23 protein-coding genes and 1 other RNA gene are annotated in these 24511 nt (G+C 68.5%); 11 read left to right on the top strand and 13 right to left on the bottom strand.

Translation table 11 applies throughout. The features are described 5' to 3' along the window. Window positions 1-170: 170 nt before the first annotated feature. Both VHB92_RS04980 and VHB92_RS04975 read right to left on the bottom strand, forming a co-directional pair. Window positions 171-404, bottom strand: a complete 234-nt coding sequence (locus VHB92_RS04980) for a hypothetical protein (RefSeq protein WP_325452005.1) — start codon at window positions 402-404, stop codon at window positions 171-173. 202 nt (window positions 405-606) lie between these two features. After that, window positions 607-1065 (bottom strand): MarR family winged helix-turn-helix transcriptional regulator, encoded by a 459-nt coding sequence (locus tag VHB92_RS04975; protein ID WP_325452003.1) that lies wholly within the window; start codon window positions 1063-1065, stop codon window positions 607-609. A gap of 74 nt (window positions 1066-1139) precedes the next feature. Between VHB92_RS04975 and VHB92_RS04970 the strand changes: the two genes are divergently transcribed. Next, complete coding sequence (locus tag VHB92_RS04970; protein WP_325452001.1) at window positions 1140-1517, top strand: cupin domain-containing protein; 378 nt, start codon at window positions 1140-1142, stop codon at window positions 1515-1517. Window positions 1518-1529: 12 nt separating this feature from the next. Here the strand turns inward: VHB92_RS04970 and VHB92_RS04965 are convergent, their stop codons facing one another. After that, complete coding sequence (locus tag VHB92_RS04965; protein ID WP_325451999.1) at window positions 1530-2594, bottom strand: M23 family metallopeptidase; 1065 nt, start codon at window positions 2592-2594, stop codon at window positions 1530-1532. On the opposite strand from VHB92_RS04965, the gene VHB92_RS04960 reads away from it, so the two are divergent. Then, window positions 2587-2946, top strand: a complete 360-nt coding sequence (locus tag VHB92_RS04960; protein ID WP_325451997.1) for a hypothetical protein — start codon at window positions 2587-2589, stop codon at window positions 2944-2946. The two genes, VHB92_RS04965 and VHB92_RS04960, sit on opposite strands and share 8 nt — an antisense overlap. A gap of 350 nt (window positions 2947-3296) precedes the next feature. Here the strand turns inward: VHB92_RS04960 and VHB92_RS04955 are convergent, their stop codons facing one another. Together VHB92_RS04955 and VHB92_RS04950 are read right to left on the bottom strand one after the other, a co-directional pair. Then, on the bottom strand, window positions 3297-3785 hold the full coding sequence (locus tag VHB92_RS04955; protein WP_325451995.1) for a dihydrofolate reductase: 489 nt from the start codon (window positions 3783-3785) through the stop codon (window positions 3297-3299). Continuing rightward, on the bottom strand, window positions 3785-4594 hold the full coding sequence (locus tag VHB92_RS04950) for a thymidylate synthase (RefSeq protein ID WP_325451993.1): 810 nt from the start codon (window positions 4592-4594) through the stop codon (window positions 3785-3787). The genes VHB92_RS04955 and VHB92_RS04950 overlap by 1 nt, the downstream gene beginning before the upstream one ends. 156 nt (window positions 4595-4750) lie before the next feature. Here VHB92_RS04950 and VHB92_RS04945 point away from each other — a divergent pair, with 156 nt between their 5' ends. The 4 genes from VHB92_RS04945 to rnpB all read left to right on the top strand — a co-directional run bounded on the left by VHB92_RS04945 (window position 4751) and on the right by rnpB (window position 9281). After that, a complete protein-coding gene (locus VHB92_RS04945) occupies window positions 4751-7069 on the top strand; it encodes a purine-cytosine permease family protein (protein ID WP_325451991.1) in 2319 nt (772 codons plus the stop codon). Between the two features lie 97 nt (window positions 7070-7166). Further along, window positions 7167-7982 (top strand): Nif3-like dinuclear metal center hexameric protein, encoded by an 816-nt coding sequence (locus VHB92_RS04940; protein WP_325451988.1) that lies wholly within the window; start codon window positions 7167-7169, stop codon window positions 7980-7982. 102 nt (window positions 7983-8084) lie between these two features. Next, window positions 8085-8822 (top strand): zinc ribbon domain-containing protein, encoded by a 738-nt coding sequence (locus VHB92_RS04935; protein ID WP_325451986.1) that lies wholly within the window; start codon window positions 8085-8087, stop codon window positions 8820-8822. A 65-nt stretch (window positions 8823-8887) separates the two neighbouring features. Then, an RNA gene (gene rnpB, locus VHB92_RS04930) (RNase P RNA component class A) lies at window positions 8888-9281 on the top strand. Window positions 9282-9293: 12 nt separating this feature from the next. Here the strand turns inward: rnpB and ppgK are convergent. Both ppgK and map read right to left on the bottom strand, forming a co-directional pair. Further along, on the bottom strand, window positions 9294-10073 hold the full coding sequence (gene ppgK / locus VHB92_RS04925; protein ID WP_325451984.1) for a polyphosphate--glucose phosphotransferase: 780 nt from the start codon (window positions 10071-10073) through the stop codon (window positions 9294-9296). A 17-nt stretch (window positions 10074-10090) separates the two neighbouring features. Beyond that, window positions 10091-10957: a type I methionyl aminopeptidase gene (gene map, locus VHB92_RS04920; RefSeq protein ID WP_325451982.1), complete on the bottom strand. Its 867-nt coding sequence runs from the start codon at window positions 10955-10957 to the stop codon at window positions 10091-10093. A gap of 12 nt (window positions 10958-10969) precedes the next feature. On the opposite strand from map, the gene VHB92_RS04915 reads away from it, so the two are divergent. Next, window positions 10970-11158 (top strand): SPOR domain-containing protein, encoded by a 189-nt coding sequence (locus VHB92_RS04915; protein WP_325451980.1) that lies wholly within the window; start codon window positions 10970-10972, stop codon window positions 11156-11158. An 87-nt stretch (window positions 11159-11245) separates the two neighbouring features. Here the strand turns inward: VHB92_RS04915 and panB are convergent, their stop codons facing one another. Beyond that, window positions 11246-12118 (bottom strand): 3-methyl-2-oxobutanoate hydroxymethyltransferase, encoded by an 873-nt coding sequence (gene panB, locus VHB92_RS04910; protein WP_325451978.1) that lies wholly within the window; start codon window positions 12116-12118, stop codon window positions 11246-11248. A 121-nt stretch (window positions 12119-12239) separates the two neighbouring features. Between panB and glnA (VHB92_RS04905) the strand changes: the two genes are divergently transcribed. Further along, window positions 12240-13577: a type I glutamate--ammonia ligase gene (gene glnA, locus VHB92_RS04905; RefSeq protein ID WP_325451976.1), complete on the top strand. Its 1338-nt coding sequence runs from the start codon at window positions 12240-12242 to the stop codon at window positions 13575-13577. Between the two features lie 15 nt (window positions 13578-13592). Further along, window positions 13593-16565, top strand: a complete 2973-nt coding sequence (locus tag VHB92_RS04900) for a bifunctional [glutamine synthetase] adenylyltransferase/[glutamine synthetase]-adenylyl-L-tyrosine phosphorylase (protein WP_325451974.1) — start codon at window positions 13593-13595, stop codon at window positions 16563-16565. A 66-nt stretch (window positions 16566-16631) separates the two neighbouring features. Here VHB92_RS04900 and glnA (VHB92_RS04895) read toward each other — a convergent pair whose 3' ends face one another. Next, entirely contained in the window at window positions 16632-18056 is a 1425-nt protein-coding gene (gene glnA, locus VHB92_RS04895; protein WP_325451972.1) for a type I glutamate--ammonia ligase, read from the bottom strand. Window positions 18057-18192: 136 nt separating this feature from the next. Between glnA (VHB92_RS04895) and VHB92_RS04890 the strand changes: the two genes are divergently transcribed. Next, the gene (locus tag VHB92_RS04890) at window positions 18193-18618 is read left to right on the top strand and encodes an RDD family protein (protein WP_325451970.1); all 426 of its coding nucleotides are present in this window, start codon (window positions 18193-18195) and stop codon (window positions 18616-18618) included. A gap of 180 nt (window positions 18619-18798) precedes the next feature. Here VHB92_RS04890 and VHB92_RS04885 read toward each other — a convergent pair whose 3' ends face one another. The 3 genes from VHB92_RS04885 to lipB form a co-directional block, all read right to left on the bottom strand. Further along, window positions 18799-19500 carry a DUF4191 domain-containing protein gene (locus VHB92_RS04885; RefSeq protein WP_325451968.1) on the bottom strand — a complete coding sequence of 234 codons (702 nt, stop codon included), beginning with the start codon at window positions 19498-19500 and terminating at the stop codon, window positions 18799-18801. Between the two features lie 62 nt (window positions 19501-19562). Continuing rightward, window positions 19563-20552, bottom strand: coding sequence for a lipoyl synthase (gene lipA, locus VHB92_RS04880; RefSeq protein WP_325451966.1), 990 nt, complete (start codon window positions 20550-20552; stop codon window positions 19563-19565). Beyond that, window positions 20549-21184 carry a lipoyl(octanoyl) transferase LipB gene (gene lipB, locus VHB92_RS04875; protein ID WP_325451964.1) on the bottom strand — a complete coding sequence of 212 codons (636 nt, stop codon included), beginning with the start codon at window positions 21182-21184 and terminating at the stop codon, window positions 20549-20551. Before lipB ends, lipA begins: the two co-directional genes overlap by 4 nt. 110 nt (window positions 21185-21294) lie before the next feature. Here lipB and VHB92_RS04870 point away from each other — a divergent pair, with 110 nt between their 5' ends. Beyond that, complete coding sequence (locus VHB92_RS04870; protein ID WP_325451962.1) at window positions 21295-22806, top strand: protein kinase domain-containing protein; 1512 nt, start codon at window positions 21295-21297, stop codon at window positions 22804-22806. 19 nt (window positions 22807-22825) lie between these two features. On the opposite strand, the gene VHB92_RS04865 is transcribed toward VHB92_RS04870, so the two are convergent. After that, complete coding sequence (locus tag VHB92_RS04865) at window positions 22826-24442, bottom strand: 2-oxo acid dehydrogenase subunit E2 (RefSeq protein ID WP_325451960.1); 1617 nt, start codon at window positions 24440-24442, stop codon at window positions 22826-22828. Between the last annotated feature and the right edge of the window lie 69 nt (window positions 24443-24511).

Below are 24511 nucleotides of genomic sequence, written 5' to 3'. Positions count from 1 at the left end.
TCGGTTAGCAAGATGTTTCCCCTTCTGAATGCCGGACCCGAACCGGCGATGTCGACGCTACGTCTCCTCCTGTGAGGACAGACAGGTCCGAATTGTGGGGTCTAGTGCCGTCCCGGGGCACCGTAGTGTGATGACGAGTTGTGCCCAGACGATCTTGTAGATGTCCGCAATCAAGATCGGCGAGGTGCGCGCCTCATTGCGGTTGTCTCCACCGTTCCTGAGGTCCCGTCAGCGACTACGAGAACGAACAGATCGGGGTTAGCCTGATCGATTTCAGCGACGCGCGTCTCCACGGCGGCGATCTCTCGCAGCTCACCGTCGCAATGAATCAGGACGGACTCCGTGACGCCCTTACCGTCGAGCGCATGATCGAGGAGGCGCTGCAACAGCTCCCGCACGGTCACGACGCAGCCCTTCCCGTCACCACGCTGCCTATCATGGCCGTCATGCCACGAACCCAAACAGAGGAATGACCGGCGCCAAGCGCTGCGATTCCACCGTGGATGTCGTCGGTTCGATCCCGGCAGGGCCCACCGTGTCTGCGACACGTGGTACGACGGCCCGCGGGAGCATTCAGGACTTCCACGCACGATCACGGCGGAACTGCTAGACGCCCGTCACGGGAAAGTCCGCGACCCGCCGGGTCGGCCGAGGGGCGACCAGCAGTGCGTCCAGCGTGGCGTCGATGACCTCGTCGCCCGCCCTCGTTCGCCAATCCTCGACCTCCCGTCGGAAGGCGAGAGCGGAAAGCCTGAGCATCTCCAGCCCGCGCGGCGTCGGCTGCAGGATTCGCTCCCGACGATCATGCGGTCCTCTCGTGCGGGTGATGAAGCCCAGTTCTTCGAGCGATTGCGCCGTCTTGGCGGCCGCCTGCTTGCTGATTCCCAGGCGCGCTCCGAGCTCGACGCTCGTGCATCCCGAGCCGATCGCCTGCATGGCGAAGCCGTGTGTCGTCCGCACCCCCGGATAGCCTGCGCGCTCGAGTTCCCGATGGACGGCATCGGCCAGCCCTTCGAACGCCGACATCAGCAGGAACGGCATGGCGACGTCGTCGGTGGAGCTCACACGACGATCCTACCTTCCGGTCAACGTGGTTGACCATATATAGTCAACAGCATTGACTATTGGAAGGGAACCCCATGTCGCATGTCAGTGCAGAGGCCACGAGCGGTCAGCAGCTCCAGGGCATCACATTCACATCGTTCGTCAACTCGCGCACTGGCGCGCAACGGCTCGCCGCCTGGCGTGCGGACTTCCCGCCGCACACCGCCGGTGAACCGCACACGATGTCGGAGGACGAGGTGCTGCACGTGCTCGAGGGCACGCTCGACGTGGAAGTGGCGGACTGCCGGTTCGTCGCGGGCGAAGGCGACGCGATCCTGGTGCCGGCGGGAGCCCGTTTCGTCATCGGGAACGGGACGGATGACGCGGCCAGTGCCTGGGTCGTGACGCTCGTCGGCATGACGGCCACGATGGAGCGCGACGGCCGGCGCTTCGTTCCGCCGTGGGCGCAGTAGCCGGTCTCCGTCTCACCGGCCGAGCGTGACCCCGCGGTTCTCGAAGAACGGCATCGGGTCGACAGCGGTGCCCGACACGCGAACCTCGATGTGCAGATGGCATCCCGTCGACTCGCCCGTGCTGCCGACACGGGCGATCGGCTCTCCTGCCGTGACGTGGTCACCAGGAGACACGAGGATGGTGCCGTCGGAGATGTGCCCGTACGCCGTCTGCACTCCTGACCCGTGGTCGATGAGGATGAAGTTGCCATACCCGCTGTACGGACCGGCATAGCTGACCGTGCCGTCGGCGGCCGCGACGATCACGGTCATGCACGCCGCGCCGATGTCGACTCCCGGGTGGAAGACCGGGGTGCCGGCCGGCTGGGACGGCCGGGGCCCGAATACGTCGGTGATGGGTCCCCTGACGGGGTCGACCCAGCTTCCGGCCGCCAGCCGGAAGTCATCCGCGAAGTCGTCGTTCGCGCCGTCGCTCGACGCCGCCGCCATCGCGTCGACGGCCGCGTCAAGGGAGGACTGGGCGGCATCCACAGCAGACTGGGCCGCCTGCTTCGCTGATCGCTTCTGCGCCAACGGGATGGCGTTGAGTGCGTCGTGGGCCTTGGCAGCGGCCCCGGTCAACTGGTCTGCGTGCTTGGCGGTGGACTCCGCCCGTTTCGTCAGTTGGTCGAGCGGGCCGTGCATACTCCCGAGCTGGTGAGCGGCCGTGAGCCGCTGAAGCAGGTTCGCGTTGCCGCCTGCGCCCTCATCGCCGAGAACGGCGCCCAGGGTCGTCGTCGCCTGGTCGGCATGCGTCTGATGCAACGCCACCATGAGCTTGGCCGCTGCCGCCGTCGCAGCGCTCCTGGCCGACCTGGCTATGGCGTCGGCCGACTTGGCCAGAGCCTTGGCGTTCGCGTACGCGGATCGGGTTGCGTCGTAGTCGTCGGTCGCGGCATCCAGAGCGGACTGTGCCGCATCCACCGCATCCTGCGCCTTGTCGATCGCGGTCTGGAGCTTGTCGAGCGCGCTGTCGCTGACGCCCGAGTTGTCTTGGGCCTGCGGAGTGCTGTCGGCGTCGCCGGCCGGCGTGGGCACGTCCGACGTCGGTGTGGGCGTCGGCGTATCGGTGGGAGGCGGCGTCGGCGTCCCGGTCGACGTCGGCGTTCCTGTCGGGGTAGGAGTGTCGGTCGGTCCGGGCGTCTCCGTCGGCACAGGTGTCTCGGTGGGGCGGGGCGACGGTGTGGTGGGCGGTGTCGTCGAGTCGGACGGGCTCGGTGAGCCGGTATTCGTCGGAGAACCGGAACCGGTCGAACAGGAACTGCCGCAGTCGTCGGTCCTCGCCGCGCCCACTCCTGCCGCCGACGCCGCGAGCAGCACGGCGCAGAGCACTGCGGTTCGCCGAATGCCGGCCCGGCGCGCCGGCGCGGTCCTCACCGACGCCGCGTGAGTCACGTTCGTGCGAATCATCCGTCCCACCGTGCGGGACCGCGCCCGCCTTGAGTTCGAGTCTCGCACCGGGGTCGAGGACGGGCAACGGGGCCGGAGCGTTTTCCCGGCATTCGGCATGCGATGCCCGACGGCGCACGTCAGCACTCGGCAGAGGGGATAATGGATGCATGATCGAAGCGCTGCTCTGGGGATTCATCGGCCTCGTCGGAATCGTCGGGGTCATCCTCGGCGTCTCCGCGGCGTACCAGATGGGGCGCGCGCCGTACCGTTCGCGCTAGCCGGTCGCGCTGACCTTGTGCGCCGCCACCCGGCGCCGACGGCTCACCATCGTTGGTACGAGCAGACGGCTCACCGTCGTTCGTACGTGAGGAATCGATAGCGGAGGCCGTTCTCTGCGGTGGCCCAGCCGTCGTTCGGCTCGGCGCGGACGAGCATCCATTCGGCGCCGATCGTCGGTGCAAGCGTGTCGCCATCGAGGTCGGTGTCGATCTCCGTGATCTCGAGCCGATCGGCGCGGGAGATGGCATCCGCATAGATCTGGCCTCCGCCGATGACCCAGGCGTCGCCGCTCAGCAACCGGAGGGCGTCGTCCAGCGACGACGCGCGTTCGGCTCCCGGCGCAGCCCAGGCCGGATCGCGCGTGATCACGATGTTGCGCCGCCCGGGGAGCGGACGGAACCGCTCGGGCAGCGAGTCCCAGGTCTTGCGGCCCATCACGACGTCGCCGCCCATGGTCAGCACGCGGAATCGTCTGCTGTCTTCGGGCAGCCGCCACGGGATGCCGCCGCGCGCGCCGATCACACCGGAACGCGTCTGCGCCCAGATGAGGGCGATCATCAGACCGCGACGGCCGCGCGGATGGCCGGGTGGTGCTGGTATCCGACCACCTCGAAGTCTTCGAACTCGTAGTCGAAGATGCTGTCCCGGTGCCGGGTGATCACCAGGCGGGGTGCAGGGAAGGGCTCGCGGGAGAGCTGTTCGGTGACCTGTACCACGTGATTGTCGTAGATGTGGCAGTCGCCGCCTGTCCACACGAAGTCGCCAACGGCCAGGCCCACCTGGTCGGCCACGAGGTGGGTGAGCAGCGCGTAGCTGGCGATGTTGAACGGCACGCCGAGGAAGAGGTCGGCGCTGCGCTGGTACAGCTGACAGGAGAGCTTGCCGTCCGCGACATAGAACTGGAACAGGGCATGGCACGGCGCGAGGGCCATCTCGGGGATCTCGGCGACATTCCATGCCGAGACGATCATGCGGCGGGAATCCGGATCGCTGCGGAGGGTCTCGAGCACGGAGCTGATCTGGTCGAGATGGCGGCCATCGGGCGCCGGCCAGGAACGCCACTGTACGCCGTACACCGGTCCGAGATCGCCGTTCTCGTCAGCCCATTCGTCCCAGATGGTGACGCCGTGCTCCTGGAGCCATCGCACGTTCGAGTCGCCCCTGAGGAACCAGAGGAGCTCGTACGCGATCGAGCGGAAATGCACCCTCTTCGTGGTGATGAGCGGAAAGCCCTGGGAGAGATCGAACCGCAGCTGACGACCGAAGACGCTCCGCGTGCCCGTGCCGGTGCGGTCGGACTTGGCGGCGCCGTTGTTCAGCACGTCACGCAGCAGGTCTTCGTAGGGGGTGGGGATCGCCGCATCCATGACTCACGATGCTACGTGCTCGGGACGGCGTCGGTGCATGCCTCGCCGCCCGCTGGGGCAGCGAGGTCGCTCTCGACGTCGTGACACGGGAACGGGGGACGCCGCAGCGGTGTGGACAACAGGTCAGCGGGCGCAAGCCGTGGATAGGCTCACGCTATGGGGACCGACGCCGGCAAGGTCGACGCGACGGGGCCGGACGACACCGGGCCGCACGACACGGCCCTGGATCACGCGGCACCCCACCACGCGGCCGCCCAAGACGCGGCGCCTCCCATACCGGTGAGACGCAGGTCGACGTACGTGCCTCCCGAGTCCGCCGTCGCTCCTCCTCCAGCGAGTGCGACTGCGCCGGCAAGGTCGGACGAGGCGTCCGACGGGCAGGTCGAGACGGCCGCGGTCGAAGGCGACGCCCCGGATGCAGCAGGCGTTCGGGCGAGCGACGTGCATGACGACGACGAGCTCGCCGTCGCGCTCGAGAACGAGGTGTCACTGCTTACGGCGTCGCTGGCGATCATCCGGCCGGAGACGCTGTTCACGCCCATGCGTACTCCGGTTGCCGCGTACGAGCCCGCGACGGATGTGGAGCGCGCGATCGCGGAGCAGGCGGAATCCGGTGACACCCTCGCTGCCATCGAGCGTCTCGAGGCGCTCATCGCGGGAAGACGGGCGGAGGCGGGCGGTGCACCGTCCCGGTCGCGATCCGCCGACGGTCAGCGAGAGATCGAGGCGGTCGCGCATTCGGACCGACCGGACGATGGCGCCGTCGTCGGAGAGGTCTCGCGCGAATCGTCCGAACCTTGCGAACATTCCGGCTCACACGCACCGTCCGAACGGCGTGAACCAGCTGAATCGACCAAGAGCGGCGAGCGCGGGCCGTCGCCTGCGGGATCCGCCTCGGAGCTCGACGTACCCGAGGCAGAACTCGACGCGGATGTCACGGACGATGCCGACGACGTGGCCTCGGCCGAACCGGGGCTGGCGCCCATCGCCACGCCTCGCATGCGGGCGAACCAGGGTGTGCTCACGGCGGGCAGGCCCGAGCCCATGCCGGTCTTCAGCATCGAGCAGCCGGGAATGGAGCCGACTTTTCTGCAGTACCGCGTCGGCAGGGCGACGAGGCTGTTCTGGTTGTGGTTCGCGGCCGGTGCTTCCGTGCTCGTGGTCGCGCTCGGCGCCTTGTTCGCGGGCGCCGGTCTCAACCTGCTGCAGGTGGTCATCGCTGCGGCACTGGGCGTCGCGCTCTCGTTCCTCCCGCTCGGGCTCAGCTCGCTCACCGGCGTGTGGAGCGGGCTTCCCACGGTCATCGTCTCGAGGGCCGCCTTCGGTGTCGTGGGCAACACGGTGCCTGCCGTTCTGATCCTCGTGGTGCGCCTGTTCTGGGGAGCGGCCCTGCTCTGGCTGTTGTCCGTCTCCGTGGCCGACTCCGCCGTCGCCGCGGGCTGGACGACCGATCGCGCACTCGTGCTGTGGGCGACCTTCGGCGTGGCAGCCTTCGTCGGGATCGTCGTCGCGCTGACCGGATACGCCCTGGTCGCCGTCGTCCAGCTGATCGCGACGATCGCTACCGCGGTGCTCGGGCTCGCGATCATCGTGGCGGCGTGGCCGACGACCGGATGGGACCTGGTCGCCACAGGCCCGTTCGGACAGTGGATTCTCGTCGTCGAGGGCGCCGTACTCGTGTTCAGCATCCTCGGCCTCGCGTGGGCCAGCGCGGGAGGAGACCTCGCTCGGTACCAGCGCCCGGGCAGCGGCGGGACCGCCACAGCGCTCTGGAGCGGGTTCGGCGCGTCGCTGCCGATGTTCGCCCTGATCGTCTTCGGAGCGCTCGTCGCCTGGGCGCAGCCTTCACGAGCCGCCGAGCTGAGCGCCGACCCCGTGCGGCTGCTCGCGTCCGTCACTCCGCGCTGGTTCGCGGTGCCCATCGTGGCGGCGATCGTCGTCGGCCTGGTGTCGGCACTCGTGGTGACGCTGTATTCCGGCGGGTTCGCCGTGCAGGCAGTCGGCATCCACCTGCCCAGGTGGGAATCGGTGCTTGCGCTCGGGATCGTCGCCGCGGCGGCCGGTGCGGGACTCGTTATCGCCGTTCCGGATGTCCGGAGCCTTCTGCTCGCGTATCCGACCACCCTGGCGGTGCCGGTGGCGGCCTGGGCAGGCATCTTCCTCGGCGACTTCCTGCGGAGGCGACGTCGCCTCGCAACCGATTCGCTGCTGCACCGTGGTGGCGTCTATCCGGACTGGCGGTGGGTGAATCTGATCGCTCTCGTCGTGATCACCGTCACCGGTCTCGGCTTCATGCGCGCCGACGCGCCAGGACTCGGCTGGGAGGGATACCTCTACCGCCTCTTCGGGGTGGACACCGGTGACGCGCTCGCGCGTTCGGACATCGGAGTGCTCGTCGCGCTCGCGCTGGGACTCATCATGGGCGTGTGCGCAGCGTGGCGAGCCGTTCCGGCACAGGAAGCGGCCAGCAGGTGATGGCCGTCTGGAGTCGGGGCGTGTCGTCGGGCGGCATCCGGCGAACCTTCGGCCGGCATCGGGGGACCGCTTCGGATCACGGGCATAGGCTCGGAACGTGCCCACGATCACCGAGTTCCTGTCCGTCGTCGAACGACTCTGGCCGAGTGCCGGCGCGGAGTCATGGGATGCTCCCGGGCTCGTGACGGGAGACCCGGAGGCGTCCGTCTCACGGGTGCTCCTCACGGTGGATGCCGTCGCCGACACGGTGGGCGAGGCGGTCGACGGCGGATTCGACCTCATGCTGGCGCATCATCCGCTGCTGCTGCGCGGCGTGACCACGGTGGCCGAAGACAGGTACAAGGGTGCGCTTCTCGCGCGTCTCATCCGGGCCGGATGCGCGCTCGTCACCGCTCACACGAACGCGGATGTCGTGCCGGACGGAGTATCGGATGTCTTCGCCTCGCGGCTCGGGCTGCGGGATGCCAGGCCGCTCGTTCCCGGCGCGGATCCGCGGTCGGGACTGGGCCGGGTGGGGAGGCTCGACGAACCTACGACGCTCGGACAGCTCGCCCGCACGCTGGCCGACCTGCTGCCACCGACGGCGACGGGCATCCGCGTCGCAGGGGAGTACGCGAGGCCGGTGACCACCGTCGCGCTGTGCGGAGGTGCGGGCGACGCGTTCCTCGGCGAAGAGGCGGTCCGCCGAGCGGATGTCTACATCACCTCCGACCTGCGCCACCATCCCGCGTCGGAAGCCGTCGAACAGGCGAGGGTGTCGTCGGGACCGGCCCTGATCGACGTGTCGCACTGGGCAGCGGAGTGGCTGTGGCTGGACACGGCGGCCGGGCAGCTGCGGACGGCCGTCCCCGGTCTGGAGGTCGTCGTGAGCGAGGTGCGCACCGATCCGTGGGACTTCGTCGTCATGCAGTGACAACGCACCAGACCTCGTGGTCGTGCAGCGACCACTCACCACGGCCATCCGTGCGTGCAATAACGTAGACCAGACCGATTAGAGCGGCGCCGCCGTGAAGAGATGAGAGCAGTGAAGGCTGATCCCCGCGACCAACGCGAACTCCTTCGTGTCCACGATCTGGACACCGCGATAACCCAGGCGACGCGAGCCATCTCGCATCCGTCCCAGGACGCGCGGCTCGCCGAGCTCCGGCCGCAGGCTGCGGAGATCCGGAGCAGACGGCTGGCCGTCTTCGGCGAGCTCGAGGATGCCAGGGCCGAGCTGGCACGCCTGGAATCCGACGTCGAGGTCGTCGAGGCGCGCATGAAGCGCGACTCGGAGCGCGTGCAGCAGACGGCGTCGGTGAAGGATGTGGCGGCTCTCGAATCCGAGCTGGAGGCGCTGCGCAAGCGCCGCAGCGACCTGGAAGACATCGAGCTGGGCATCATGGAGCGCATCGAGGGCCTCGAGACGCAGTTGTCCGCGATCGACGCGGAGGCGGCGGAGGTGGAGTCGAAGGTGGCGGCTCTCGAGGCCGAACGCGAGGTGGAGGTCGAGTCGTGGGAGCGCAGACGCCGGGACGCTGCCGCCGACCGTGAGGCCGTGGCATCCGCTCTTCCGGAGGAGCTCGTCGCCCTGTATGACAAGCAGCGCGCGCGGTACGGCGTGGGAGCTGCACGTCTGGTCGGGGGAGTGTCGCTCGCGTCGAACATGAAGCTGTCGCCGTCCGATCTCGCGGATGTGCGGTCGGCGGCGGACGACGACGTCGTGCTGTGCCCGGACAGCGGCGCCATCCTCATTCGCGACGAGAACTCCTGAGCGCTGGGTGCGGTGTGCGGGCGCGCCGCCCCACCGCCCTGGTCCGCTACCCTTGTTCTTCGGAACGGGTCGGCAAGACGGTCGCGTCGACGCGCTCTTCGCGAGAAGAGCTCGTCGCCGAGGAACGTCCGGGCTCCGTAGAGCAGGACGGTGGGTAACGCCCACCCGGGGCAACCCGCGAGACAGTGCCACAGAAAACAGACCGCCTCTGCGCGAGCAGAGGTAAGGGTGAAACGGCGGTGTAAGAGACCACCAGCGACCGGGGTGACCCGGCCGGCTCGGCAAACCTCGTCCGGAGCAAGGTCAGACAGGGAACCATGAGGCTGCTCGTCTCGTTCCCGGGTAGACCGCTGGAGGGCCGCGGCAACGCGGCTCCGAGATAGATGGCCGTCCACGGCGCACGACGCTCTCGAGCGGCGTGCGCCCGGACAGAACCCGGCGTATCAGCCGGCCCGTTCCCTCCTGCCGAGGTCAGGCCTTGGTCACCGGACGCTTGTGGTGACCTCTGGCGGCCAGGGCGGCGGCGCCGAGGATGCCGGCGTTGTTGCGGTGCACGGCCGGCACGATCTTCGTGTCGATGTCGATGAGGTCGCCGAACTCGTCCCAGTTCTTCGAGACCCCGCCGCCGACGACGAAGAGGTCGGGCGAGAACAGGAACTCCACGGTGCGGTAGTACTTCGTGAGCCGCTTGCACCACTGCTTCCAGTCGAGGTCGTCGCGCTCCTTCGCGGAGTACGCGGCTCGGCTCTCGGCGTCGTGCCCGTCGATCTCCAGGTGGCCGAGCTCGGCGTTGGGCACGAGGATGCCGTCGTAGATGAGCGCGGACCCGATTCCGGTACCGAGCGTGGTCAGGATCACGAGCCCGTCGACATCCTTGGCCGCACCGAACTCCGTCTCGGCGTAGCCGGCGGCATCCGCGTCGTTGACGAACAGGATGTTGCGCCCGAGCACCTTCTCGAACAGCTTCTCCGCCTCGAGACCGATCCACTCCTTCGCCACGTTGGCGGCGGACAGGGTGCGTCCGCTCTTCACGATGGCGGGAAAGCAGACGCCGACCTGCGCGTCGGGGCCGTCGCCTTCCAGAGCATCGAGCACCTCGCGCGTGGTCTCGACGATGTCGTCTGGCTTCCCTCCCTTCGGGGTCGCCAGCTTGACGCGATCGCTGACCAGCTCACCGGTCTTGAGATCGACGATGCCGCCCTTGATGCCGGTACCGCCGATATCGATGCCGATTGCCGTCGTGGAAGCCATAAGGGAAATGTAGCGGCTCAGGGGAGCGTGAGGATCTCGGCGCCACGCTCGGTGACGACAAGCGTGTGCTCGAACTGCGCCGTGATGGACTTGTCCTTCGTCGTGACGGTCCAGTCATCCGCCCACATGTCCCACTCCGCAGAACCGAGGGTCAGCATCGGCTCGATGGTGAAGACCATGCCGGGAACCATCTCGTCGTCGTACGCCGGCACCGAGTCGTAGTGCGGGATGATCAGGCCGGAGTGGAACGCGTGCCCAACGCCGTGGCCCGTGAAGTCGCGCACCACGCCGTAGCCGAACCGTTTGGCGTAGGACTCGATGGCGCGACCGATGACGTTAACTTGGCGTCCCGGTGCGACAGCCTTGATGCCCCGATTCATGGCCTCCCGCGTGCGCTCCACGAGCAGCGTGATGTCCCCGGAGGCCTGGCCGACGATGAACGTCTGGTTGCTGTCGCCGTGAAAGCCGTTCTTGTACGCCGTGATGTCGATGTTGACGATGTCGCCGTTTTCGAGCACCGTGTCGTCCGGGATGCCGTGGCAGATCACCTCGTTCACCGAGGTGCAGCACGACTTCGGATACCCGCGGTACCCGAGCGTCGACGGATACGCGCCCTGCCCGACCAGGAACTCGTGCGCGATCACGTCGAGCTGCTCCGTGGTGACCCCGGGCGCGACGTGCTCGCCGACGAGTGCGATCGCCTGAGCGGCGATGCGCCCCGACTGCCGGATCAGCTCGATCTCCTCCGCCGAGTACACGTCGCTAGCGTCGGTACGAGTGGGTCCCGGCTTGCCGACATATTCCGGCTGGGGAATGGACGCGGGGACGCTGCGCCGCGGCGAGACGCGGCCGGGGATCAGATGACCGGAGGAGTCCTTGGGCATAGGATCAAGCTTATGGCTGAGCCGTTCCAGAACGACATCGAGCACAAGTACTGGTACAACATCAAGACCGGTCAGGTGGAGCAGGGATTCCTGTCGCCGGCGACGCACCGTGTCGGCCCGTTCGATACCCGCGAGGAAGCGGAGCACGCGCTCGAGAAGCTGCGGGAGAACAGCGCCCGCTGGGCCGCAGAAGACGACTGAGCCCCGCAGCGTCCGTCAGCAGCGAGCGTCCGTCAGCAGCGAGACTCGGTAGTTGCGCCTCGGTAGCTTTGCCTCAGTAGCTGCGCCTCAGTAGCTGTGTTCCGGCCCCGGGTACTCGCCTTGTTCGACGTCCGCCTTGTAACGCGCGGCGGCGTCGCTCAGCACGCCCTTCAGATCGGCGTACTGGCGCACGAAGCGGGGAACCCGTCCGGTGGTGAACCCGGCCCAGTCGGTCCACACCAGGAGCTGACCGTCGACGTGCGGACCCGCCCCGACTCCGATCGTCGGAATCGAGAGCTCCTTCGTCACCTGTGCGGCGGCATCCGCAGGGACCATCTCCAGCACCACCGCGAATGCGCCCGCCTCCTCGACGGCGTGCGCATCGGCGACGAGGGCCTCGACACCGGTCTCGCCCCTGCCCTGGATGATGTGGCCGCCGAGCTGATGCTCGCTCTGCGGTGTATAGCCGATGTGCGCCATGACCGGGATGCCCGCATCGACGATCCTGCGGATCTGCTTCGCACTGCGCCGCCCGCCTTCGAGCTTCACCGCGTGCGCCCCGGTCTCCTTCATGAATCGCACCGCGGTGTGCAGCGCGTCCTGCACGTCGGTCTCGTAGGAGCCGAAAGGCATGTCGGCCACCACGAAGGCGCGCCTCACCGCATGCGCGACGGCCCTGGTAAGGGGGATGAGGTCGTCGACGCTCACGGGCAGAGTGGTGTCGTACCCGAAGACGTTGTTGCCCGCCGAGTCGCCGACGAGGAGGAAGTCGATGCCTGCCTCGTCGAAGATCTGGGCGCTGAGCATGTCGTAGCTCGTGAGACCCGTGATCTTGATGCCGTTCGCCTTCGCGTTCTGGAAGTGCCTCGTGCGCACGCGCTTGGGGCCGCCGCCGGCAGACCCTCCGTAGGGGCGCTCCTCGCCAGAGGTGGAGGACGGGTCGCTCGCCTGGTCAGCCATGCGCGTCAGTCTATCGACGGGCATCCCCAGCGATCCGCTCAGGAGCCCGGCCAGGGCGGCCCGGCGCGGCATCCGACCCAGTAGCCTTAGTGCCGAGGCGAACCGAGGCGAAAGGGAGCAGATGGACAAGCAGCGCGACTTCGTGCTTCGCACCATCGAGGAACGCGGTGTCAAGTTCATACGTCTGTGGTTCACGGACGTGGTCGGCACCCTGAAGTCCGTGGCGATCGCGCCGGCCGAGGTCGAGGGCGCGTTCACCGAGGGTCTCGGGTTCGACGGGTCGGCCATCGAGGGCCTGACCCGCACGTTCGAGTCCGATCTGCTCGCGCATCCGGATCCCACGACGTTCCAGATCCTTCCCTGGCGGGGCGAGATCGACCCGACGGCACGCATGTTCTGCGACATCACGACGCCGGACGGTGAGCCTGCCGTCGCCGATCCGCGCAACGTGCTCAAGCGCACGCTCGAGAAGGCGGCGGACCGAGGCTTCACGTTCTACACGCATCCCGAGATCGAGTTCTACCTGCTCAAGTCGTCGAAGTTCGGCGAGAACGGGCCGGAACCCGTGGACTCCGCCGGCTACTTCGACAATGTGCCAGGGGGCACGGCCCACGACTTCCGGCGGCGTTCGGTGCGCATGCTGGAGGATCTGGGGATCTCGGTCGAGTTCAGTCACCACGAGGCGGGCCCCGGGCAGAACGAGATCGATCTTCGGTACGCCGACGCACTCACCACGGCGGACAACATCATGACCTTCCGTACGGTCGTGAAGGAGGTCGCGATCGAGCAGGGCGTGTACGCGACGTTCATGCCGAAGCCGCTCACGGGACATCCGGGGAGCGGCATGCATACGCACGTCTCGCTGTTCGAGGGGGACACGAACGCGTTCTTCGAGCCGGGAGCGCAGTACCAGCTCTCCAAGGTGGCCAGGCACTTCATCGCGGGCGTGCTGCAGCACGCGCCGGAGATCACGGCCGTGACCAACCAGTTCGTGAACTCCTACAAGCGACTGTGGGGCGGCGATGAGGCGCCGAGCTACGTGTGCTGGGGCCACAACAACCGGTCGGCGCTGGTCAGGGTGCCGCTGTACAAGCCGAGCAAGGGCCAGAGCGCCAGGGTGGAGTATCGCGGCATCGACTCAGCCGCCAACCCCTATCTGGCCTTCTCGCTGCTGCTCGCCGCCGGTCTGAAGGGCATCGAGCAGGAGTACGAACTGCCCCCTGAGGCCGAGGACGACGTGTGGGCGCTGAGCGATGCCGAGCGTCGGGCGCTCGGCTACAGCCCGCTCCCTGCGAGCCTGGAGCAGGCGGTGCAGCGCATGGAGGAGTCCGAGCTCGTAGCGGAGACCCTGGGGGAGCAGGTCTTCAACTACGCCCTCGCGAACAAGCAGCGCGAATACCGCGAGTACCGCGCTCAGGTGACGCCGTACGAGCTGCGGGCGAACCTCGAGATCCTGTAGCTCACGGCGGAACGCATGGCGCCCATCACGCTGACCGCTCTGGCGCGCGCCGGTTTCGTCGGTCTCTCGGATGCGCGCGCCCGCCTGGACGAACTGGCCGGTCTCGGTGGACCGTCCCCCGAGACGGCGCTGGAGCTCATCGTCGACGTCGCTGACCCGGACGCCGCTCTGGAGCGGATGCTCGAGCTGTTGCGACGGCGGCCGGACGAGACGGCGGCGCTGTTCTCCGACGCCGACGCCGTGCACCGCCTGCTGCTCGTGCTCGGCGCATCGAGCGGGCTCGCGGAATTCCTGGCGCGTCGGCCGGAGGCCCTGGCCCTGTTCACGGTGCCGCAGCTCGCGCTTCCCGACGAGGCCGAGCTGCGATCGGACCTGCTGGATGCCGTGGGCGCCCGCGACGGCGTCGCGTCGGTCGCCGGCGAGGACGCCTGGATCGCCCTTCGCGTCAGGTACCGCACGCGGTTGACGCAGATCGCCGCATTCGACCTCCAGCAGCAGGACCCCGTCGGAGGCCTGCACGCGGTGGCGGCATCGCTCGCGGCCCTGGCCGGGGCGGCGCTGGACGCATCGCTCACTGTCGCCAGGGCCACGGCATCCGGAACCGGACCGGGAACCTTTCCTGTTGGCGATATCGCCGGAACGAAGCTGGCCGTGATCGGCATGGGCAAGACCGGAGCCGAGGAGCTGAACTACCTGAGCGACGTCGACGTGATCTTCGTCGTCGAGGGCGACGAGGATGCCGGCGTCTCGGCGGGAAGGGCCGTCGACGTCGGAACGAGGCTCGCCACGCTGACCATGCGAGGCATCGACGCGTTCGCCGTCGAGCCCCCGCTCTGGGAGGTGGATGCCAATCTGCGGCCCGAGGGCAAGGACGGCGCGCTCGTGCGCACGCTCGACTCCCACCTCGCCTACTACGATCGCTGGGCGCAGGGCTGGGAGTTCCAGGCGCTTCTGAAGGCGAGGCCGATCGCGGGCGACGTCGGCCTCGGCCGGCGGTACGCGCAGGCGATCGCCCCCTACGTGTGGGCCAGCGCAGGCAGGGCGAACTTCGTCGAGTCCGTGCAGCGGATGCGCGAGCGGGTGACGGAGAACATCCCCACCGACGAGGTGGACCGCCAGCTCAAGCTCGGGCCCGGTGGTCTGCGCGACATCGAGTTCACGGTGCAGCTCCTGCAGCTCGTGCACGGCCACAACGACGAGGCGGTGCGCGTCGCGGGAACGCTTCCCGCGCTGGCGGCGCTGGCGGCCGCGGGATACATCGGACGTCCGGAGGCGGCGGAGTTCGCGCGCGACTACCGCGTCCTGCGCCTGCTCGAGCACCGCATCCAGTTGTCGGAGCTTCGGCGCACGCACCTGATGCCGCGCGACGAGCAGCAGCTTCGGGTGCTCGCCAGGGCGACCGGCCTCGCGAACAGCGCGAAGGAACTGACGGATGCCTGGGCGCAGGTCAAACGCCGTGTGCGCGGCCTGCACGAACGCCTCTTCTACCGGCCGCTGCTGGCCGCGGTCGCCGCACTGCCGGGCGACGGGGGCGCCCTGACCGGCGAGCAGGCAGAGGCCCGCCTGGCCGCGATCGGCTTCGTCGACCCGCACGGAGCGCTTCAGCACATCGCTGCCCTCACCTCAGGAGTCTCACGCCGTGCGGCCATCCAGCGCACTCTGCTGCCCGTCATGCTGCAGTGGTTCGCCGACGGCGCCGACCCGGACTACGGCCTTCTCACGTTCCGGCGGCTCAGTGAGGATCTGGGCAGCACGCACTGGTTCCTGCGCATGCTGCGCGATTCCTCAGGGGCGGCCGAGCGTCTCACCCGGGTGCTGTCCGGTTCGCGATTCGCCGGGGAGCTGCTCGGACTCATCCCGGAGAGCGTCGCGTGGCTCGACGACGACGCGGAGTTGCATGCGCGACCGCGTGTCGCCCTCGACGACGAGGTGAACGCCATCCTGGACAGGCACGAGAGCCCGGAGGCGGCTGCGCGCGCCATCCGCGCCGTCCGGCGGCGCGAGGTGCTCAGGCTGGCGTTTGCCGGCATCCTCGGCGTAGCGGGGGTCGCCGAGCTCGCGGTCGGCCTGACCGACATCACCGAAGCCACGATCGCCGGCATCCTGTCCGCTGTTCGCGCCCAGAGGCCAGCACCTTTCGAGTTCGCGGTGATCGGGATGGGCCGGTTCGGGGGTCGCGAGCTCGGATTCGGCTCTGATGCCGACGTCGTCTACGTGTTCCGGCCGCATCCCGGCGTCGAGGCCGAGTCCGTCCATCGTGCGGCGCTGTCGATCGTCGCCGACCTGAACCGGCTCACGGACGATGCGAGGCTGCCGCTCGACCTCGACATGGATCTGCGGCCAGAGGGCAAGAACGGAACGCCGGCCCGGTCGCTCGACTCGTACCGAGCGTATTACGAGCGATGGTCGCTGACGTGGGAGGCGCAGGCGTTGCTGCGTGCTCGCGGCGTGGCGGGGGATGCCTCCCTGATCGAGGACTTCGAGCGCCTCGCCGATTCCGTGCGGTACCCAGCTTCGATCTCCGACCGCGACGTGCGGGAGGTGAAGCGCATCAAGGCGCGCGTCGAGAACGAGCGTCTTCCCCAGGGTGCTGAGCCGGCGCGTCATCTGAAGCTCGGCCGGGGATCCCTCAGCGACGTGGAATGGCTCGTCCAGCTGCAGCAGCTGCGGCACGCCGCGCAGTCCCCGGCGTTGCGCACCACCTCCACGCTTGAGGCCCTCGCGGCGTGCGTCGAGCTGGGTCTGCTGGATGCCACGGACGGCGAACGGCTGCGCGAGGCGTGGATCCTGGCGTCACGAGCGCGAAGCGCCGTCACGCTCTGGCTGAACAAGACGTCGGATCTCCTCCCGTCAGAGCGCAAGGCGCTGGACGGCGTTGCCAGGCTGCTCGGCTACCCGCGAGGATCGGCCAGCCAGCTCGAGGAGGAGTACCTGGCCGTGACGCGGCGCGCCCGGGCCGTGTTCGAGCGCAACTTCTACGACTCCTGATGCTCCCAGCACGAGAAAGCGGGCCGCCCGTGAAGGGCGACCCGCTTCGCTGTGCGCTGCCGGCGATCAGACGCCGTAATACAGCTCGAACTCGAACGGGTGCGGACGCTGCGCGAGCGGCTTGATCTCCTTCTCGCGCTTGTAGTCGATCCACGTCTCGATGAGCTCGGGCGTGAAGACGTTGCCTGCGGTGAGGAAGTCGTGGTCGGCCTCGAGGGCGTCGAGCACGGCATCCAGCGTCCCGGGCACCTGCGGAATGGACTTCGCCTCCTCCGGGGGAAGCTCGTAGAGGTCCTTGTCGACGGGCTCGTGCGGCTCGATGCGGTTGCGGATGCCGTCGATGCCGGCCATCAGCTGCGCGGCGAACGCGAGGTACGGGTTGCCCGAGGCATCCGGCGCGCGGAACTCGATGCGCTTGGCCTTCGGGTTCGTCCCGGTGATCGGGATGCGGATCGCGGCGGAACGGTTGCCGGCCGAGTACACCAGGTTGACGGGCGCTTCGAAGCCGGGCACGAGACGGTGGTACGAGTTCACGGTGGGGTTCGTGAACGCCAGCACACTCGCCGCGTGCTTGAGCAGACCGCCGATGTACCAGCGGGCGATGTCGGAGAGGCCGCCGTAGCCCGCCTCGTCGTAGAACAGCGGCTTGCCGTCGTTCCACAGCGACTGGTGCGTGTGCATGCCCGAGCCGTTGTCGCCGAACAGGGGCTTCGGCATGAACGTGGCCGTCTTGCCCCACTGCTCGGCCGTGTTCTTCACGATGTACTTGAACTTCAGGATGTCATCGGCCGCGTGCACCATGGTGTCGAAGCGGTAGTTGATCTCCGCCTGACCGCCGGTGCCCACCTCGTGGTGAGCGCGCTCGAGGATCAGACCCGCGTCGATGAGCTTCAGCGAGATGTCGTCGCGAAGGTCCGCCTGCTTGTCGACGGGGGAGACCGGGAAGTAGCCGCCCTTGTAGGGCGTCTTGTTCGCCAGGTTGCCGCCGTCCTCGGCGCGGCCGGAGTTCCATGCCGCCTCTTCGGAGTCGACGAAGTGGTACGCCGTGTTCTGCTTCACCTCGTAACGCACGTCGTCGAAGATGTAGAACTCGGCCTCGGGAGCAAAGAACGCCGTGTCGGCGATGCCCGTCGACGCCAGGTACTTCTCGGCCTTCTTGGCGACCTGCCGCGGGTCCTTGCCGTACACCTCCCCGTTGCGCGGGTTGAAGATGTCGAACACCATCACCAGCGTGCGCTCCGCCCGGAACGGGTCGATGTACGCGGTGGACACGTCGGGGATGAGCTGCATGTCCGACTCGTGGATCGACGCGAAGCCGCGGATCGAGGAGCCGTCGAACAGCTGACCGACGGAGAAGAACTCCTCGTCGACCGTGGAGGCGGGGATGTTGAAGTGCTGCTGCACACCGGGAAGATCGGTGAACCGGATGTCCAGGAACTTGACATCGGTGTCCTTGATGAACGCGAGCACCTCGGAAGAATCACTGAACATGTGGTTTCTCCAAGCGAGTGACGGGGGTCGATGGGACTGCGCGGGCAGCCGGTGAAAGGCTAGGGGTCCGCGGTTTCCCTACCGTATCGTCATTGTTTCGGGGATGTTACGCAGATGGCGTCGATAGACTCGGGCGGTGTCCAGCCCCACCGCCCCCCGCCGCTTCGGAGACCTCGCACCCAGTCGGTACCCAGGGGAGCGGCTCGGCGCACCGGAGAGCGGACCGGGTTCCGTCGGGAGGCCGGGGCGGCGCATCCTCGCCCTGCTCATCGACTGGGCGATCGCCAGCCTGCTCTCGTTCGCGTTCTTCCGGTACGACAGCTGGGCCACCCTGGGCATCTTCGCGGTGCTGCAGTACCTCTTCATCCCCACGATCGGCGGCAGCATCGGACACCGCATCGTCGGTCTCCGGCTCGTCGCGCTGAACGGGGCCTGGGTCGGTCTGTGGCGACCGCTGGTTCGCACCGCGCTGCTGTGCATCGTCATCCCCGCCATCGTGTGGGATTCGGATCAGCGGGGCTTTCACGACAAGGTGGCCGGAACGGTGCTTCTCCGCTCATGATGACCTCCCGCGCGGGCGTAGCCCGCGTGGTCCGCTGGCGTCGCGGTGACGGTCCACTGGACCGTCACTTCAGCTCCAGCGCGCACGACAAGGTGGCCGGAACGGTGCTTCTCCGCTCATGATGACCTCCCGCGCGGGCGTAGCCCGCCTGGTCCGCTGGCGTCGCGGTGAACCGACGGGTCAGCGAGCGCGCTGAGGCCGTACCTTCATCGGGTCGACGCCCTTCGGGATCGGCACCTGAGTGCCGAGCGAGCCGAGCCGGTTGTCGACGGCGAGCACCTCGGGCTTCGTCAGCGCGACCTTGATCTTCGCCATGCGTCCGGCGAGCTTGTGGAGCGGAACGGCGTCGGGATCCGGCCCGACATGGAAGACGTTGATCGGCACGTTCGGCACGATGCGAGCGATCTTGCGTCGCTCGTCCTCGACCATCTTGCGCGTGCGGGACTCGGGCCCTTCCCCGATGAGGACGACGCCACCGCGGCCGACGGCGCGGTAGACGGCATCCCGCGTGCGTCCGTTCACGGCTATGGGCATCTCGCTGCCTCGCCAGGAGCGCTTGAGCGAGCTGCGCAGCACGGCGCCGACGGCGCCCGGCTGGCCCTCGATCTGCGAGTACGCCGCCCGTTCGGCACGCCTGCCGAGCACGATGATGGCGCCCAGCGCGCCGGCGAGCACGCCCGCCACGATCCAGAGCACCATCGAGAAGACGTTGCCGCCGGTGATCGTGAGGGCGAGCACGACGCCGATGACGGCACCGAGCAAGAGCGTGCCGAGCATGTACCAGGACGCCCTGGAGTCGTAGCGGCGGGTCATCTGGAACACCTGCCACATCTGCTTGATGCGGCCGGGTTCCTTCGTCGCTGCGGGGTCCTTGCGTGCCATGGTCACCAGGATACCGGCTCAGCGCACCCCTGACCGCGGCGCACGGCCGCAGGGTTGGCGCGTCAGCCTACGGCCTGCGCGAAGCCGAGCGAGGCATCCGCGAGAGCACTGAGGTGCTCGGGAATCGGACGCCCCTTGGCGGTCATCGACTGAGCCCACAGCCGCCCGGCACGGTACGAGGAGCGCACCAGTGGTCCGGAGAGCACGCCGAGGAATCCGACCGCTTCGGCTTCTGCCTTCAGCTTGACGAACTCCTCAGGCTTCACCCACCTCTCCACCGGGAGGTGACGCGGGCTCGGCCTCAGATACTGCGTGATGGTGAGGATGTCGGTGCCTGCATCGTGCAGGTCGCGGAGCGCTTCGCTCACCTCCTGCCGCTGCTCGCCCATGCCCAGGATGAGGTTGGACTTCGTGATCATTCCGGCGTCGCGCGCCTGGGTGAGCACATCCAGCGACCGCTCGTATTTGAACGCAGGGCGGATGCGCTTGAACAGCCGCGGAACCGTCTCCACGTTGTGCGCGAACACCTCGGGTCGGGCGTCGAACACGCGGCGCAGGTGTTCGGGGCGACCCGAGAAGTCGGGGACGAGGATCTCGACGCCCGTTCCCGGAGACTGCCGGTGGATCTCGCGGATGGTCTCCGCATACAGCCACGATCCCTCGTCGTCGAGATCGTCCCTGGCCACACCGGTGACGGTCGCGTAGCGCAGTCCCATCCTCGCGACGGTCTCGCCCACCCTGCGCGGCTCATCCGCGTCGAAATCCGCCGGCTTTCCCGTGTCGATCTGACAGAAGTCGCACCGTCGGGTGCACTGGCTGCCGCCGATGAGGAACGTCGCCTCCCTGTCCTCCCAGCATTCGTAGATGTTGGGGCAGCCGGCCTCCTGGCACACCGTGTGCAGGCCCTCGGACTTCACGAGGCTCTGGAGTTGTGTGTACTCGGGCCCCATGCGCGCGCGGGTCTTGATCCATTCCGGCTTGCGTTCGATGGGCGTCTGGGCGTTGCGGGCTTCCAGGCGCAGCATCTTGCGGCCCTCGGGCGCGGCGGTCATGCCGGCATCCCCATGACCGCGCCGAAGTGGGCGGACACGAGCGGCGCCACGTCGTGCGGTGTGACGGTGCGACCGAGCTCGTTCGAGATGGTGGTGACTCCCGCGTCTCGGATGCCGCACGCGACGATCCGGTCGTACGGTGCGAGATCGTTGCTGCAATTCAGGGCGAAGCCGTGCATCGTCACTCCGGAAGCGACCCGGATGCCGATGGCCGCGATCTTCACATCGGGCCCGGATGTCGACACCCAGACCCCGCTGCGTCCCTCGACCCGATGACCTTCGACGCCGACCTCCGCCAGCACATCGATGAGCATGGATTCGAGCCGTCGCACGTAGCCCACCACGTCGATCGGCTCAGGCAACCGGAGTATGGGATACCCGACAAGCTGACCCGGTCCATGCCAGGTGATCTTGCCTCCACGGTCGACGTCGATCACCGGCGCGCCGTCGGTGGGCCGTTCGTCGGGTTCTGTGCGTTTGCCGGCGGTGTACACCGGTTCGTGCTCGAGGAGGATGACGGTGTCTGGCGCCCGCCCTGCGACCACGGCGGCGTGCGTGGCACGCTGCTGCTCCAGGGCGTCGAGATACGGCACGGAGTTGGCGCTTAGCCCCGTGACGACGTAGTCGATCACCCGGCAAGCCTACCCAGTTCTGCCCCTCCACAAGGCGGCCCGGCAGCCGGCGCCGCACATCCGGGAAGAGTCCGACATAGGGATGCCCGTGCACCCGGCACGCTGAATCCATGGCGGGCAGAAGGCACAGAGGCAAGCGCGGGCAGGCAGAGGGAGAGGCGGAGCGGGATGCCGCCGCTGTGCCGGTCTGGAACGCGCTGGGCGGGTACCGGCTGCTGCGCACGATAGGACGAGGGAGCGACGGCGTGGCTTACCTGGCGACGGGCGACGGTGCCCAGGCCGTCGTCAAGGCATACGACGACGGCGTCGAGCGTGACCGGATCGCGAACGAGATCGGGGCGCTCTGCGCCGTCGACTCTCCTCATGTCGTCGCGGTCATCGATGTATCGACGACACAGCGTGAGCCCGTCGCGCTCGTTCTGGAGCGTCTGTCCAGTCGCACGCTTGCCGACTGGCTCCGAGAGCGCACCGTCCTCGACACCGGTGAGGTGGTCACCGCGGCGGTCTCCGTCGTGCGTGCGGTGCGCGGCGTGCACGAGTGCGGGTTCGTGCACGGCAGGGTCTCCGGTGCACGCATCCGTTTCGACGACTCGGGCTGTCCTGTGCTCCTCGGCTTCGGAGGCGCGAGACCAGCCACGCCTGCGGGTCTGGTGGACGACTGGGAGAGATGCGTGGCGCTTGTCGAAAGCATCCTCGCCCGAGCGGAGGTCATCGAACCCGACGAGGCGAGCCGCGTCCTGGCTGTCGTGCGCGGGCTGAGCGAGCCGGTCGACAGCGGAGAGGCGGCTCTCGTCGACGCCGTCGAAAGCGCACTGTTCGATCTCGGACCCCCTGCGCCGCTTCTGATGACCATCGAGCGGGGCGGCGCTTCGGTCGGCCCGACATCGACGGCTCCGGCACTGGAGCGGGCGTTCGCCGGAACCGAAACGGGGGAGACGACAACGGCGCAGACGACAACGGCGCAGGGCCCATCCCGCGCAAGCCGCCGCCGCGGCGGGCTTCTCGCAGGGTTCGCCGCTGTCGCCGCGGGAGCGATGGAACACGGCGTCGGCCCCGTCATCGCCGGGCGCGTGCGGGGCTTGGTCTCAGGCCGCAGACGGACCATCGTGGTGGGAGCGTCGATCGCCGCCGGTCTGACGCTGGTCGCGCTGCTCACCATGCCGAGCCCTCCGGCAGGCCATGCGGAAAGTCCCTCTCCGAGCGCGACGCCCCGTGCCACCGCCGAACGCGACGCAGGCGGCGCGGCGACGTCGACGCCGTCGCCCGCCTCGATCTCTGCCACAGCGCGTCCCGCCGCGACGGAGACGCCCGATGCGGAGGATCCGGTTCACGCCGCGTTCCGTCTGCTGCACGACAGACGCTCGTGCCTCGAGCATGGCGACGAAGGATGTCTTGCGGCCATCGACCAGGCGGACTCGCCGCTGTTCGCGGCAGACAGCGCTCTGCTGAGCGCAGGCCAGGGCACGAAGGTCTCGCCTGAGTTGTCGCAGCTCTCGCTGACCGAGACGGTCGGCGACGCCGTCGTCATCTCGATCGGGGCGTCGGAGACGACGAAACCGGCCTCCGTCCTGGTGATCAAGACCGAGGCCGGCTGGCGTCTGCGCGCCCTCTTCGAGAACTAGGAAGCGCTGTGCTGCGGAATCAGATGCCGAGATCGGAGTCGAACGCGCCCTCTTCGAGACGGTTCTTGACGGCCACGAGGAATCGAGCCGCGTCCGCGCCGTCGACGATGCGGTGGTCGTACGACAGAGCGAGGTACACCGTGGAGCGGATCGCGATCGAGTCGCCGCCGTCGGCCTGCACCACGACCAGCTTCTTGGACACGATGCCGGTGCCGAGGATGGCGACCTGCGGCAGGAACACGAGAGGCGTGTCGAAGAGAGCCCCTCGCGAACCCGTGTTGGTAACCGTGAACGTGCCGCCGGCGAGCTCGTCGGGCTTCAGCTTGTTGTCGCGCGTGCGCTGCGCGAGGTCGGCGATCTGCTGCGACAGCTGGGCGATGTTCAGTTCGCTCGCCGAACGCACCACCGGGGTGAGCAGGCCGCGCTCCGTGTCCACCGCGATGGAGATGTTCTCGTGGTCCGGGTAGACGATGTTCTCACCGTCGACGGTCGCGTTGATGACCGGATAGGCCTTCAGCGCTTCGGCGGCAGCGAGCGTGAAGAACGGCAGGAACGACAGTTTCGTTCCCGTCGCCTTCTCGAAGTCCGCCTTCACGCGGTTGCGCAGAGCCGCCACCTTCGTGACGTCCACCTCGACCACGGTCGTCAGCTGGGCCGAGTTCTGCATCGACACGACCGCGCGGTCGGCGACGACCTTGCGGAGGCGCGACATGGGCTGCACGGTGCCCCGAAGCGGAGAGGTCTCGAGCTTGGTGCTGGCCGCGGCAGCGGGAGCCGCCGACGTTCCGGCGCCCGCGCTGAGCACGTCCTCCTTGCGGATGCGGCCGCCGACGCCCGTGCCCCTGACGGTCGAGAGGTCGACACCCTGCTCGTTCGCGAGCTTGCGGACGATGGGTGTCACATATCCCGATCCCGCGTGCGACCCGGTCGTCTGCGGGGCCGCGGGCGCCGCCGGCGTGGTGCCGCCCTGCGTGCTTGCGGGCGCCGATGCTGCCGGGACGGGTGCGGGTGCAGGCGCGGCCTGTGCCGACGCGACCTGGGCGGGTGCTGCTTGCGCGGGTGCTGCTTGCGCAGGTGCGGCCTGGGCAGGTGCCTGAGCGGGCGCGGGAGCCTGCTCGGGCGCCGGCTGCTGCGGCTGTTGCGCCGCGGGCGGCTGGTCGACCGGGGCGGCAGGCGCGGGAGCTTCGGCAGGAGTCTCGGCGGCGTTGGAGGGGACCTCGGCCTGTGCGGATGCCTGCGGCTGCTGAGCAGGCTCCGGTGCCGGCTGCTGCTGTGCCGGCTGCTCGGCGTGTGCCTGCTGAGCGTGCTGCTGCTCGGCGGGGGCGGGCTGCTCGGTCGGCGCGGGCTCGGCCGTCTCCTGCGGTGCGGCAGGAGCGTCGCTGCCGGCCCCTGCGCCCGACCCGTCTCCGATGGTCACGAGCGCGGTGCCGACCTCGACCGTTTCATCCTCCTGCACGAGGATCTGCTCCACGACGCCGGCCACCGGCGACGGGATCTCCGTGTCGACCTTGTCGGTCGATACTTCGAGCAGAGGCTCGTCGACCTCGACGCGGTCGCCCACCTGCTTCAGCCAGCGGGTTACCGTGCCTTCCGTGACACTCTCGCCGAGTGCCGGGAGGCTGACGGATTCGCTCATGACTCTGTCTCCTTCAAGAATGCGATTCGTTACGAAAGCTTATTGCAGTGCCTCGGCGGTGCCGGGGTA

Origin of the sequence: Humibacter sp. (genome assembly GCF_035547335.1) — a bacterium.
In the GTDB taxonomy this organism is placed as follows: Bacteria; Actinomycetota; Actinomycetes; order Actinomycetales; family Microbacteriaceae; genus Humibacter.
Note: the sequence above shows the minus strand (reverse complement) of the source record. Positions and strands in the feature narration are given on the sequence as shown.